Raw genomic sequence first — 13,052 nt, 5'->3', positions numbered from 1 at the left:
AAATCCCCATAGCAACAAACGCCCCACCAAGCCCCACCCCGCGATTTCCCGCTTGAGCGCTTCTCCGACGCCAAGCAACGATCCGCGTCACTCAAACGACGCGCAAGGCGTCCGAGAAACCTGCATCAAAGCTGACACGCGGAGACGCGGAAGGCTTATTGCTCGCATAGGATGCGGTTTCGACACGGACGGCCCTCTCCGGTCCTTCGGCATTGACTGGCATGCTGCAGTGCAGTTCGCCGAGCCTTCGATGAAACAGCACAGGCGCTCCAAATCTACCGGCAGTGCCTAACAATCTGCCCGTCAAGCGTTGATCGTGGCGAAAGCTGCGGCGAAGCGGCCATCGGCCTCGGCCCGACGCTGAAAGTTGACCCGATCCACGAGCACTTCATCAGGGATCACGGTTTGAGACAGGATGGTCACCACCTCTTGTGTGAACGCGTCCAGCGGCATGGCGGCGGCCACCTGCGACTGGCCCGGCGTCAGTTCGGTGGCGACCAGCGGCGGCACGATCTCATGGACTCGCACCGAGGTGTCGCGCAACTGATGGCGCAGCGATTGCGTCCAGGAATGGATCGCGGCCTTGCTGGCGGAATAGACCGGATTGCCCGCCTTGGGCACGAAAGCCAGTCCAGAGGAAACCGTGAACAGCGCCGCCTGCGGTCGGGTCTGCAGGTGCGGCAGCAACGCGGCGGCCAGTTCGATGGGCGCCGTAACGTTCGTGGCGATCGTTCTGTGCGCCACATCAAGCGCAACCGGTGCGGCGGTATAATCCTCGGTCTCCATGATCCCGGCGTTCAGGATGATCGTATCCAGATCCGGGTGGTCCGCGATGACGCGTGCGGGAAAATCGGTCAGGACGGCGGGATCCATGACGTCCAGCCTGTAGCCGACCATGCCTGGGTTTGCCGCGAGCACCGCGTTCAGACTGTCGGTCTTGCGCCCGGTCACGATGATGCGGTTGCCTTGCGCTTGCAGGGCCTCAGCCAGTGCGCGGCCGATGCCGGAATTGCCGCCTGTGATAAGGATGGTACGATTGATAAGCGCCATGATCTGTCCTTTCCTGTGTCTGGTCCGGATATGTCCCACGTGCTAACTTTGGGAAAGAAGGCACCCAAAAGATTTATACTTACCCAAAAGAGAGTATGCCGGTTGACTGATGACACGTTAAGGCAGGAATTGCGGGATCTATCGGATACCGATCCGAAAGTGGATCGGCTGGTCGAAGAGCTTATCGGCCGGGTAGCCGACAAATGGACCATGCTGCTGGTCGAAATTCTGACCGAGCGTGAATGTTGCCGTTTCGGAGAACTGGGCCGCGCCTGCGGTGGCATCAGTCAGAAGATGTTGACGCAAACCCTGCGCGCGATGGAGCGCGACGGGCTGGTGACGCGCACAGTCTATGCGGTGGTTCCGCCCAAGGTGGAATATCGGCTTACGGACCTTGGCCTCGGGCTTAGCAAGGCCTTCTGCGGCGTATGGCTGTGGGCCGAGGAAAACTACGAACGGATCGAACTTGCGCGCAGCGATTATACGGAACGACGCGAGGCCAAAACCAAGTACTGATGAGAAAGGAGCCTGCTGCTGACACTGACACATCGGCGCGCTCAAAAACGCTATCGGGACCCGCCCTGAGCGGCCGTTCGCATGGCACCGCACCGCTGCAGTGTAGCTTCCAGGAAGCGGACATCATATAACACTGTTGGAAAGAATTTTTTTGCGGTCACGCTTTGCTCGGAATCGTCATGCATGCTGAAAGCGCGCTCGCATAACTCAGCCTCCACTAATGCTCTCCACCCAATCAAGAAAGACCCCCAGTCGCCGAAGGCCCGAGACGCGGGTCAGGTAGAGCGCTGAGATATTCAAAGGCGCGACGTCGAGCTGGTCCGGAAACAGCTCAATCAAACGCCCGGCTTGGATGTCGTCTGCGATCATGAAATCGGAAAACCGCGCGATGCCCAGGCCGCCCAATACCAACTGGCGCACGGCCTCTCCATTGCCCGCGGTCAGGGCGGGAGGCACCGACACGGGGGTGGACAGACCGGCAAAGCGCAGGGTGTTGATATGATCCGGTGCCGCGAACCGAACTTGCTCCAGCTGCGCAAGGTCGGCGGGTGTTTCAGGCCAGCCGTTGCGATCGAGGTATTCCGGGGTCGCCACCAATTTCCAATCCGTTCGCCCCAAGGGGCGGTGCAGCATGTCGCTATCAGGCAGCTGGCCCAGCCGAATGGCTACATCCGCGTGACTGCCGATCAGATCCACCAGCGTGTCTGTCATGTCGATCGACAGCTGGATGTCCGGATACTTCGCGTGAAACTCAGCCAGGCGCGGGGCGAGAACATGCAGGACGTAAGGCACAGGTGCGTTCACACGCAGTGGTCCGGCGGGGGCCTGTCCGCTTGTTGCGATCTCTTGCAGGGCTTCGCTGCGGTCCAGAATTTCGCGTGCTTCTGCCACAACGGCGGCGCCTTCGGGAGTGATCTCGATGGATCGCGTGGTGCGGCGCAGCAATGTGACCTTCAACTGCTCTTCCAACCGCGTGACCGAACGACTGAGCGTGGAGGCAGACACCCCCCTGCGCCGCGCGGATTCAGCAAAGCCGCCATCATCGACGATCCCGACAAAGGCAGCCAAATCCCCCATGCGCAGCAATTCGTGCAGTTTCTGCAATGATCCATTCCAAACTTGTCTGTTCTCGCAATAGATAGCGGCTGGCATATACGGCGTCGACATCAAATTTACTGGAGAAACCCGATGCCACTTGCCCTTTGGGCGCTAACCATCAGCGCTTTCGCCGTCGGAACGACCGAGTTCGTTATCGTCGGCTTGCTTCCCACCATTGCCGCCGATCTTGGCGTTTCTATCCCCTCCGCTGGCCTGCTGGTCAGCCTCTATGCGCTTGGCGTGACCATTGGCGCGCCGGTACTGACCGCCATGGCCGACCGCGTGCCGCGCAAAACGCTGTTGTTGCTCTTGCTGGCGCTGTTCACGCTCGGCAACGCTTATGCCGCCTTTGCGCCGGATTATGGCAGCCTTGTCGCTGCGCGCTTTATTACGGGTCTGGCCCACGGCGTGTTCTTTGCCATCGCTTCGACCATCGCGACCGATCTTGTGGAACCTGAAAAGGAAAGCTCAGCCATTGCGCTGGTGTTCCTTGGTTTGACTGTCGCGCTTGTGACGGGTGTGCCCTTGGGGACGTTCATCGGCCAAAACTTCGGCTGGCAGTCGACCTTCCTTGGCGTTGTCGCGCTTGGCGTGATCGGTTTCATCGCGTCTGCCATCTTGGTGCCCGCCAATCTGACCAAGACCGCGTCAGCCGGGATCAAGGCCCAGTTGCAGGTGCTGACTTCGCCGCGCCTTCTGCTGGTCTATCTGATCACGGCTGTGGGTTATGGCGGCAACTTCATCGCCTTCACCTTCCTTGCGCCGATGCTGAACGAAGTCACGGGCCTGTCTGCGGGTGCGGTTAGCCTTGTGCTTTTGCTCTACGGTGCCTCTGTTGCCGTGGGGAATATCGCCGGCGGCAAACTGGCTGACCGTATCGGTGCTCTGCCGTCCCTGACGGTGATCTTTGCTGGCCTTGCGATATCATTGGTCGCCCTCGGCGCGTTCCTCACCAGCCCAGTTGCGGCCATCGCGGTTGCGGCCTTCTGGGGCGGCTTTGCCTTCGCCAACGTGCCGCCGCTGCAGTCTTACGTCGTGCAAATCGCACGCGAAGTCTCGCCCGGCGCGGTTGATGTGGCGTCTGGTCTGAACATCGGTGCGTTCAACCTCGGCATTGCCGGCGGCGCATGGACTGGTGGACTTGTGGTAGAAGGCATCGGCCTTGCCGCTGCGCCTTACATCGCCGCTGGTGTGGTGGTTGTCGGGATCGTTCTGGTGCGCCTGTCTGGTCGCTTGAACGCAACAACACCCCAAGCTGTTGCTGCCGAATAACCTCACCTGCCCCGCCGTATCTTTAATGCGCGGGGCAAATCATGAAACTGGAGGTTCGTATCATGTCTGCCCTCAATCTGATTTACAAAGACCGCCTGAGCTTCGGCATTGAATTGCCGCTGGACCGCGACTGGTCTGAAGCTGGGCAACGCCGCGCCCGGATCGAGTTGTCAAGGTCACCTCCAACCGCGACGGCGACAGCCCCGTTCTGCCTGGTCTTCTGCAACAGATCGCCGAGGAAGAAGTTATCGGCACCGTGACCGCCGATCGGGCCTATGACACGCGCTGTTGCGACGCCGCGATCCTCGCGCGCGACGCGGTCCCGATCATCCCGATCCGCAAGACCGGGCGGATGTGGAAGGAAGACGGCCCAGCCGCAATCGCCAGAAACGAAACTCTGCGGGCCACCCGGCACCATGGCCGAGACTTCTGGAAGCGCTGGACGGGATACCGCACCCGAAGCCGGATCGAGGCGAAGATACACTGCCCCAAAGCCTTCGGAGAGCGCATCGCCGCCAGAGCCCCCGAACGCCAGGCCACCGAGACCGAGGTGAGCTCCGCACCGCCCTCCTGAACCGTTTCAAAGCGCTCGGCACCGCCGAGATCGTCCCCCGTGGACTGAAATCGAGGGGAAAAGGGGCAATCTCGCCTCACGCGTGAGTTCTGCAACAATGCCGTGGCGCGATGCAATTGATCGTCGCATTGTGGGAATTCCATACAAGATGGTGCAATATGGATTGGGCTTAGATGGAGCGGCGTTGAGCGCCCCGGCACTGCGAACCGTTTCAAATTTGTGCATCAGCGCCACGTGAGTGAAGAAAATCTATGTGATTGATGAAAAGGTGAAGGTTTTCTAGGCGAGGTGATGAATTTCTACGGACGTAACCCGGATGCATCTCCTTAGCTGAGCCACAAACCTTTCCGAAAATTCAGGACCACTTCACCCGGCTCGTTCAATACACCCCGACACCGACGGATGTGACCACTGCGCGCCTGCATATCGGCGTGCCAAATGCCGTTTAGTTTAAATGTTCGACCTTATGGGAAAGTTTGAAAGGCCAGCTTTATGCGCGCCGCTGATACCGGCGCGTGACGCACAAGCCCCCCGCTTCAGCGAAGAAAAATCGCATAAAACCGCTCATTTTTGCGTCTTGCATGGTGGATAGCCTGCGACGAATTGGCTGCCCTGCTCTCCCCCTTGTTCGCATTACGTTGCGAAAAATCGAAACTTTTGCACCCGAAATGCCCGCAAACCACTGGCCACACAGCGATGTAGTCGCTTCGATCAAAATGCGAATAACTGCTTTATATCATAGCATTGCGTAATAACCGTTCCTGGAACAGGGCATTGAGATTCTCTCGTGAAACCTGATAAGCCCTAACAAAACGAACCCAAACAGCCTGAACATAGGCCTCACGTCGAGGCCCATGTTCCAAGGGAAAACCTCGTGACGCAACCTGACATTCTAGATATCCCAGACCGCAGCGGTTCGGTCGTGACCCTGAAATGACTCGGATGACATCGGGAGAAGCTCTACTCGTGCTAAGCGCTGTGGCAGTGGGTCTCGGCGCGACCGTCGTTAGCATCAGAGAATACCGCCGGAGCATCAAATCCACAGAGATTGATTTCGAGAGCGTACGCAAATTTGTTGAATCTGCGCCGCCCATTCCCCAACATCTGCTGAAACCCATCGCTAACGAGCGGCCAGGTGATCGGGAAAACGATGAAGAAGACGACCCATACAAGTCGATTACGTGATCAATCAACTTTCGCTCACGCCCACACTCATCGCCCGCGAACCGGCATTTTCCTTCGCCTCGCGCGTTGCGGCTCTCAACGGAGTCACAGCTGCCGGCTTCGCCACCGATATGGGCCTGTCGTTCGCGAGGATTACGGACGGTGACACTGACGATGTGGCGAAACTCGCGGCGCTTTGCGGCGTGGATGTTCTGGAACTGCAAGGCTGGACACCGGTCCACATTGGCGGCCGACAGCATTCGTTCCGCGGCCACAGCCTGCATGCCAGGGCCGTCAAGCAAACGTCTTTGCGAGGCTGTCCTGTCTGCCTGTGCGAAGATGCCCGGACGAGTCCCGACGCCCCCGAACTTTCCATGGCAATCCGCGGTCACTGGCTGTTCCGCCCGGTCACGATTTGCTTGGAGCACAATCATTCCCTAGTCCAGCTGTGGAAAGAGACCTCGAAGACCGGCCGCTACGATGTGACCGCCAAAATGGCCGAAATCGCTCCTGAAATTCTTGCCAGAGATTACGACCAAGGCCGACGCGTTCCGAGCGGCTTTGACCGCTGGATAGAGGCACGCCTCCTAAATGCCCGTTCGGACACATGGCTCGACCAGTTCGCGCTCTATCCCGCGGCGCATTTTTGCGAGCTATTGGGCCGCGCTGCCTGGGCGGCTAAGATTCCCAAATGGATGAAGTTCAAACCCGAGGATGCGTGGATGAGCTTCGACGTGGGCTTTCAATATGCCAGTCAGGGCGAAGAAAGCATCCGCACTGTGCTTGGAGAACTGCAGGCCATTATCGGTGAGCCGACCGACGGTCCGAAGAAGAAGTTCGGTGATCTTTACGAGCGCTTGGCTTTTGATCTGCCGAGCGACGAGTATGCACCATTCCGGGCGTTGCTGCGGGACCATATCGCGACCACATGGCCGCTGGGACCAGGTGATGATCTTATGGGAGAGCCAGTGCTCGAGCGAAAGGTCCATTCGGTCCGTACGGCAGCGCGCGAGCTGGGCATGGACTCCCGCCGCCTACGCAAGCTCTTGGTGGATGCCAAACTCGTTCGACCGCGGGAGACAGGACGGGACGATCAGTGGGAACTGTTCGACATGGCCAGCGCCCAGCCCTATCTCGACAAAATCGATACACTCGTCTCAGCTAAGGATTTTCAGGAAGCCCTGAGCATATCCCGGTCACAATTCGGCCTTCTGCGGAACGACAACTATTTTCCGCCTTCCGTGGACGGAGGCGACCACAAGCCTCTCTGGGACGTCCGTGCATCACGGAAGTATCTGGAAGGTCTGCTGACGGGTGCCGAACCCATCTATGTCCCGATGCATAAATGGGGAGACATCGCCAAGACGGCACAGCGGCTCAAAATTCCGCCCGGACGCATCCTTGCACTGCTAGAGGCGCGCAAGATCCAAAGGGTCGGCAAGCACATGACCCGGGATGGCTATGCTTCAATCCTCGTCACTCATGACGAGATAGAGCGCCTGATTGATCGACCAGAGGCCCCCGGCATCAGCATCGAGATTTTTGCAAGGCAATGTGGCCTCAAGGCATCCCCGGCGATGCGCCTCGTGCGGAACGGGCATACGCCCTCAACGCAAGCACGGCACCCGAAAACCGGAGCGCTCCAGCGGTTTCTGGCTCCCGCTGACATCGCCGCCTTCCACGCGCGCTTCGTGACGCTGCGGGCGCTGGCCGTCGAGCTTGCTATGCCATGGCAGACTCTCAGGGTGCGTCTGGCGGATAAAAGCGTGCTGCCGTTTTCACCGGACGGATCAGACTATGGCGCGCTCTATGAGCGCGACACGATCAACGCTGCCTTTGGACGCAGATGAAACGTCAGTCGTCCTCCATCGTCATATGAAGGCACGGTGCGGTTCGCTCACGTGTTCGATCCAGAAGGAAACGTTTTAAGTGGTGGAATGGAAACGAAATTGTTGCAAAGCCCATGCTGGAAACGTGAATTCCCTCACGTAAGGAACTAACTGGTTCGAGCGATCCGCATGATTGACCGACTCAATAGGACGGCGCATGCTTTTCTGATTGTATTCATGAACTATCGGAAAGGTTGGCCACATGGCACTTTCACGCGCGTTCTTTGTACTGTCTCTAGCGTTGCCGGTACTGCCCGCATCCGCAGATGTGTGGGAGTATGGAGAACAGGAATGCAATGAACTCTGGTTTTCGCGCAACCTGATTATGGACCGGGCTGGCTATTGTTTCGGTTCACCTCTTGGCCAAGCGCTGTTCGACAACGCGAATTGCCACGGCTCGAATGTGGCGTTGGGCGCAGAGAACACCCGCCAAGTAGAGAGGATCCGCGCACTGGAGGCACAAATCGGCTGTAAGGTGAACACCGGCCAAACTTGGCTGGACGTGCCGAACATGGATGGCCTGCGCAGGCTCCGTGACATGGCGCTACCAGATAATGGCGCTTCAGCCTGCACATGGGCGGGAGCACCGCTGCCGTATTACGATGGCTACAGCGCGGGAGCTCAGGTGATTGGACAGATAAATGTCGGCGATCGGATCGGGTTCGGATGGATCGGCGAAGGAGACTGGACGGTCATCGCCGTTGGGGGACAAAGCGTGATCGGCTGGGTTAACTTCAGCAACTCAAACTTTGAGCAATCTTGCGCCGACTGGGCAGGTTGAGAGGAAATTCATCCAAAGCGAGCGAACAAAAAGGTTGCGGTATTCACCGGCTTCACGGTTGCGGGCGATCGATCCGGCTCCAAAAGCTGGTCTTTCGGGCATGGTCTCGCTCCAAGGCTCGAACGAATGTACTATGGTCGGGATGCCCGCAGTAATCGCCGATCTCGGCGTCCGCGGCTGCACATGCGGCCAGATGCTTGGCGGCGTGGCCATAGCGACTGGACCGGGCAGCTTCCAACGCGAAGAGGATCATCGATCTGCGCAGCAGGGTTGCCGCCAGTGAATGCTTGCCGTCCAACGCCGCGGCGGCCGGGGTGAGTAACTCATAAGCGTTGCCGTCGAACGCGTCCGCGTGCGTCTCGACCAGTCTCCCGGCCTCAGCCATGTCCGGCCATTGCAAAAAGAATGCGAGCGCCAATTCTCGGTTCGCATGATCCCGTACAATTGCCTTCGCCCGGTCCTCCGCATCGATGTCTTCAAAATCTGGTAGGTGTTTGAGGTGGCGGCGCAGCGCGTCCGGGCAAAGGCGTTGCTCAAACCGATCCCAGAGCGCCCGGCGCAGGTCCTCCTCGCGTCCTAGCGCTTCGAGACATGCAAAATGCGCCTCATCCAAGTCAGAAGAGTCGAACCAGTCGTTCTTTCTGTCGTCGCGCGCGCGCGCGTTTGCAACGATGCTCAGGGCCTCATCTGCTCGACCTGCGGCGAGCAGTCGGTGCGCAGCGTCTGGCGCGATGGTGTGGAACGTCAGTTGTTCCGAAGAATAGCGTGCGAGCCACGCATCAACATCGCCTTGCAGATCGGCGACATCCTGCAAGATCATCCCGGCAGAGCGATTTCGGCTCTCCCGCGCCATATCAGCCTGCCGTTTTGGATCACGGACGAAATCGTACTGGGCCAATTCGCCGTCTGTAAGCGGCATCGCCGACACCGCTTCTGCTAGGTCCTTCAATCGATCAAGCCCTTGCTGACCAAGCGCCTCGGCCAACGCTGGGATGACCTGATCAAACGCGCCATAACCGTTATCCGCCAATGCCTCGAAGACGCGATCCGCAAGCTCGACCGGCGCACGGGACAGGCGAGGCGCGATCCGTTCGATGGCTTGCATGGCGCAATCCATGACCTCGCCAATGGCGCCATTGCTGTCGTCGGTCCGCGCATGGATGTCCGGGGCCAGCAGCAACAATGACCACAACAAATCGAAGGCTGTATCCGGGGCCTCTGGTGCGATCGTCTTTTCGATCAACGTGATGAGACCGGTCAGTTCTTTGCAAAACGCCCTCTGCCCTTTCCAAGAGATAAAACTGCCTGCGCGCCGGATCGAAGCAAACCGTTTACGGACATCGACGGCGGCTTCCTCCGGACCCTGATCCCCTGCCAATGCCAAGCGAACCTGTCGCTGTCGCGCCGCATCACCTTTCACGGCTTCCAAAAGCAAATCGGCCAAGGCAGCAGCGCCAAGCTCCATCAGATTTTTCTTGTTCAAGCTTTTCCGCGCCACAGGTCGCTCCAATTGTTTGCTTTTGGCGCATTACCGTTTTTTTACCCATCGGTGAACTCATAACGACCGACGGGTCGCATTCATCGAGAAAATAGAAGAAGTCGCAGGGATCGCGCTGAGGTAATCTTTAGCAGGCAGCCGGCATGCTGTGCGCCGACTGTCAAACCGGCAGTCCGCTGCACGCCAATAATTCGCCAACCGGCAAATTCAATGCGCGCGGTCATTCTGGAACTGCCGCGCGGTCTGTGGCAGCATCCTGACATGATCGAATTTAACTCCCTCGCCGATGACCATCCCGACCTCGCGCATTCGCCACTGCTTCGGGGCGCTCTTCTAACTCTGCAATACGCGCATGAGCACGGATCAATCGGCCTGACCAAAACCAAGGCCTTCAAGCGTGTCTTTGTCCATTGGGCGGTCGAGCATTTCGCCTGGCCAGGCAAAAGCGCAGAAGAAATGTTCCGCTACAACAAGGTGATCAACGAATATGAGTTTCCCCCGCTCGAAGTTTTGCATTTCCTGCTGATTTCGCTGCGGCTGGGACGTCACTTCAAGGGTGAGTTTCGGCTAACCAAGCGTGGCACAGAGCTGGCACAAGCCCCTGGCCGCCTGTTTGCCGAGCTGATCCCATACTTTGTCTTCCGGATCGATCACGCGTCCTATGCGCGTTTCGACGACCACCCCCTCGGGAACTGGGACGTTTGGCTGAACGTGATTAACGTAGAGGCCAATCATGGGACGACCGAGGCTGCTTTGTTCGAAACCTTCTACGATGAGCCGCAAGATTGGCACACCGCGGGGTGGCGTGACATGGCGACCTTCTCATCTTGCGTGCTGCGGCCGCTCGAATGGGCGGGATTTCTAGTTGAAACCCGTGAAGACGGCGTCGGAAAGCAGGTGTGCCACCTGTTCAAGACCCCGCTCTGGCGCAGCGCACTCAGCCTTGACACCGATGACCGGCTGCGACCGATATCAATTCAATGAGATTGGTTTTTGCTGTACCCAAGACGTACCGCTGATTGTGAATCACGGCTCTCAACGGACCTTCACCAAGTCGCCCATCGCTGAGGCGCAACTTCCCTGAACTTGCCGTTCGTGTTGTCGCGCAGCATTTTTGGGCAGGCAAAGATCAAGCAGTGCGCAGGATGTTTTCGGTGGCGGACAGGCGACTGCCCCGTAAGGAAGGAACCCTTCCCTTTCGCAGGCGTTTCGCCGGCAAAGGAGATTGACTATGGCCGATAAAACTACCGACAGCACGCAGCCTGAATCCACAGCCGAAACAGAGGACTTGACGGTTGTATCTCCGGGTGAAGAGCGTGACCTTCGCATGGAACCCGTTGATCGCGACGACCCACCTGTCGCAGACCTCGCCCGCGAACTACCCCCCGAAATAAAAGACGCCGTGCGCAGCGAAGGCACATGGGAAGGTGACGCAGGCCGTCACGACGATGATGCAGCGCAGGAAACATCCGGCGAACTCAGCGGCATCGAGAATGGCCGCGACGCAGGTAGTTAGAGCTTATAGAACCCAATATATTTTTGATTTGGGGATAGCCGACATTCACCACCAACCATGTTGCTGCGGTCACGGCCCGCACTCCGGCCATTCGATGCGGGCGCAACATCAAGTCGTTGCGAGCTGGTGGTGTGCGGACGAAGCTGCCGTTCGCGACGTTGCACCTCGAGGTCCGCTTTCGTTTGCGCTGTGGGTACGCTGTAGCTAAGTTGTTTCCGGCCGCTTTTTCGAACCTATGTTGAAAGTGTTTCTGGCCCAGTCGACGAACAGTCCGAACGGCCTCGCAAGAATGATCATGAATATGACTGCCGACCCGATCGCAGCAGTGATTTCCCCCAGATCTGCGCCAGCGATCAACAGCGTTGCCGCGTAGACTGGGGCCTGAAATGATAGGAAAGCGGCGATATCGACCAAAGCAGCGCTCCAGCGATTTCGCGGTTTAAGCTGCTTTACAAGCCAATCGCGCCACCCGGTATAGGGCCGTCCAGTCATGATCATGATCGGCACCATGAGTAGCCGTGTTGCCAAGACTTTAGATGGCTCCATTCCGGCAATAATCAATTCAGAGAACGTAGCCACGATGGTGAAAAAAATGATCGTTGCCAGAGTGTCGATGATCAGTAAGCGCATGAGTCGCCACTTAGCAGCTCGAACTCCTTAACACACCTGCTCTTCGAACCAGCTTGCCTTGAATAACGGTAGAAGTCGGCCAAGCTGACTTTCCCGCATCGCGCAGCATCAGGTAATATGGGCTCGAGCACTAAATCGCTCCGCGATAGGGGCGCTTGTGGCGGGTGTTGCGCTGAGCCGGGATTTGTTGCGCGGTTTTGGGTGTCGGGTGTGTGCTGTTGATCGAGGTGATTTTGCCTCGATTGACAGAGGACATTCCGATGAACATTCAGCAATCAACCCCAATGACGCCCCTTCGTGCCCGTATGATCGCGGATATGTCAGGGCGCAATCTCGGCCCAGCATCGCAGACCAGCCACCTGCGCGCATGCAAGCGGTTTGCGGCTTGGCTTGGGCGCTCGCCGGAGACTGCGACGCCGGATGATGTGAAGTATTTCCAGCAGCATCTGGTCGAGAGCGGGACAAGTATCTGCACGCGCAACCAAACGATGACCGGGGTGAAGTTCCTCTTCCGTGTGACGCTTCGACGGCACGATCTGGTGGCCGAGATTTTCAGCCTTAGAGAGCCGGTGAAGGTGCCGCTCGTGCTGAGCAAAAAGGAGATCAAACGCATTCTGGCTATGGCTCCCAGCCTGAAGGCCCGCGTGATGTTATCGCTGGCCTATGGGTGCGGGATGCGTGCTGGCGAAGTCGTGCGGCTGAAGGTGGGCGATATCGACAGCGCCCAGCAGATTATTCGGATCGTTCAAGCAAAGGGCCGCAAAGATCGTAACGTCATGCTGCCTACGGATATTCTGGGCCTTCTGCGCGACTGGTGGAAAGAGCGGCCGACCGGTCAGGACAAGGATGTGCCCGGGCCTGATCGGATCCTCTTTCCTGGCTATTGTGGCAAGCACCTTTCGGCGCGACAGATATCGCGACTGTTCAAAGAGACCGCGCGGGAAGCTGGGATCACAAAACCGGTCACGCTGCACACGTTAAGGCATAGTTTTGCCACCCACCTGCTGGAACGCGGCGTCGATATCAGGGTGATCCAGGCTCTGTTGGGCCATACAAAACTGACG

The 13,052-nt window shown here is 58.3% G+C and carries 12 protein-coding genes and 1 pseudogene; 9 read left to right on the top strand and 4 right to left on the bottom strand.

Annotated elements, in window-relative coordinates; translation table 11 throughout:
• Positions 1-303: 303 nt before the first annotated feature.
• Positions 304-1,050: an SDR family oxidoreductase gene (locus BV911_RS17480; protein WP_086054868.1), complete on the bottom strand. Its 747-nt coding sequence runs from the start codon at positions 1,048-1,050 to the stop codon at positions 304-306.
• Positions 1,051-1,152: 102 nt separating this feature from the next.
• On the opposite strand from BV911_RS17480, the gene BV911_RS17475 reads away from it, so the two are divergent.
• A complete protein-coding gene (locus BV911_RS17475; protein ID WP_168184126.1) occupies positions 1,153-1,566 on the top strand; it encodes a helix-turn-helix domain-containing protein in 414 nt (137 codons plus the stop codon).
• Between the two features lie 207 nt (positions 1,567-1,773).
• Here the strand turns inward: BV911_RS17475 and BV911_RS17470 are convergent, their stop codons facing one another.
• On the bottom strand, positions 1,774-2,670 hold the full coding sequence (locus BV911_RS17470) for a LysR family transcriptional regulator (protein WP_086054870.1): 897 nt from the start codon (positions 2,668-2,670) through the stop codon (positions 1,774-1,776).
• Positions 2,671-2,754: 84 nt separating this feature from the next.
• Between BV911_RS17470 and BV911_RS17465 the strand changes: the two genes are divergently transcribed.
• The 5 genes and pseudogenes from BV911_RS17465 to BV911_RS17440 all read left to right on the top strand — a co-directional run bounded on the left by BV911_RS17465 (position 2,755) and on the right by BV911_RS17440 (position 8,344).
• Entirely contained in the window at positions 2,755-3,936 is a 1,182-nt protein-coding gene (locus BV911_RS17465) for an MFS transporter (protein WP_086054866.1), read from the top strand.
• A gap of 41 nt (positions 3,937-3,977) precedes the next feature.
• A complete protein-coding gene (locus BV911_RS20110) occupies positions 3,978-4,196 on the top strand; it encodes a hypothetical protein (protein ID WP_240512345.1) in 219 nt (72 codons plus the stop codon).
• Positions 4,100-4,596: pseudogene (locus BV911_RS17455) on the top strand (transposase); the annotation flags it as partial. The gene BV911_RS20110 and the pseudogene BV911_RS17455, both read left to right, overlap by 97 nt.
• A 1,095-nt stretch (positions 4,597-5,691) precedes the next feature.
• Entirely contained in the window at positions 5,692-7,524 is a 1,833-nt protein-coding gene (locus BV911_RS17445; RefSeq protein WP_086054863.1) for a TniQ family protein, read from the top strand.
• A gap of 241 nt (positions 7,525-7,765) precedes the next feature.
• Positions 7,766-8,344, top strand: a complete 579-nt coding sequence (locus BV911_RS17440; RefSeq protein WP_086054862.1) for a YARHG domain-containing protein — start codon at positions 7,766-7,768, stop codon at positions 8,342-8,344.
• A 52-nt stretch (positions 8,345-8,396) separates the two neighbouring features.
• On the opposite strand, the gene BV911_RS17435 is transcribed toward BV911_RS17440, so the two are convergent.
• Positions 8,397-9,827 carry a DUF6880 family protein gene (locus BV911_RS17435; RefSeq protein ID WP_371588326.1) on the bottom strand — a complete coding sequence of 477 codons (1,431 nt, stop codon included), beginning with the start codon at positions 9,825-9,827 and terminating at the stop codon, positions 8,397-8,399.
• Positions 9,828-10,103: 276 nt separating this feature from the next.
• On the opposite strand from BV911_RS17435, the gene BV911_RS17430 reads away from it, so the two are divergent.
• Positions 10,104-10,826, top strand: a complete 723-nt coding sequence (locus BV911_RS17430) for a hypothetical protein (RefSeq protein WP_086054869.1) — start codon at positions 10,104-10,106, stop codon at positions 10,824-10,826.
• Positions 10,827-11,073: 247 nt separating this feature from the next.
• The gene (locus tag BV911_RS17425; protein ID WP_086054860.1) at positions 11,074-11,358 is read left to right on the top strand and encodes a hypothetical protein; all 285 of its coding nucleotides are present in this window, start codon (positions 11,074-11,076) and stop codon (positions 11,356-11,358) included.
• Positions 11,359-11,562: 204 nt separating this feature from the next.
• On the opposite strand, the gene alaE is transcribed toward BV911_RS17425, so the two are convergent.
• Positions 11,563-11,988 carry an L-alanine exporter AlaE gene (alaE, locus tag BV911_RS17420; protein ID WP_086054859.1) on the bottom strand — a complete coding sequence of 142 codons (426 nt, stop codon included), beginning with the start codon at positions 11,986-11,988 and terminating at the stop codon, positions 11,563-11,565.
• A gap of 227 nt (positions 11,989-12,215) precedes the next feature.
• Here alaE and BV911_RS17415 point away from each other — a divergent pair.
• The coding region (locus tag BV911_RS17415) for a tyrosine-type recombinase/integrase (RefSeq protein ID WP_240512346.1) at positions 12,216-13,052 on the top strand (837 nt) is incomplete at its 3' end.

This window comes from Pseudoruegeria sp. SK021, assembly GCF_002119405.1.
Lineage (GTDB): Bacteria > Pseudomonadota > Alphaproteobacteria > Rhodobacterales > Rhodobacteraceae > Meridianimarinicoccus.
The sequence above is the reverse complement of the archived record's forward strand: the minus strand, read 5'-3'. Positions and strand labels throughout refer to the sequence as shown.

Coding starts and splice junctions, on each gene's coding strand:
- BV911_RS17480 (WP_086054868.1), bottom strand. CDS start 1,050: ATGGCGCTTATCAATCGTACCATCCTTATCACAGGCGGCAATTCCGGC.
- BV911_RS17465 (WP_086054866.1), top strand. CDS start 2,755: ATGCCACTTGCCCTTTGGGCGCTAACCATCAGCGCTTTCGCCGTCGGA.
- BV911_RS20110 (WP_240512345.1), top strand. CDS start 3,978: ATGAAACTGGAGGTTCGTATCATGTCTGCCCTCAATCTGATTTACAAA.
- BV911_RS17440 (WP_086054862.1), top strand. CDS start 7,766: ATGGCACTTTCACGCGCGTTCTTTGTACTGTCTCTAGCGTTGCCGGTA.
- BV911_RS17430 (WP_086054869.1), top strand. CDS start 10,104: ATGATCGAATTTAACTCCCTCGCCGATGACCATCCCGACCTCGCGCAT.
- BV911_RS17425 (WP_086054860.1), top strand. CDS start 11,074: ATGGCCGATAAAACTACCGACAGCACGCAGCCTGAATCCACAGCCGAA.
- alaE (WP_086054859.1), bottom strand. CDS start 11,988: ATGCGCTTACTGATCATCGACACTCTGGCAACGATCATTTTTTTCACC.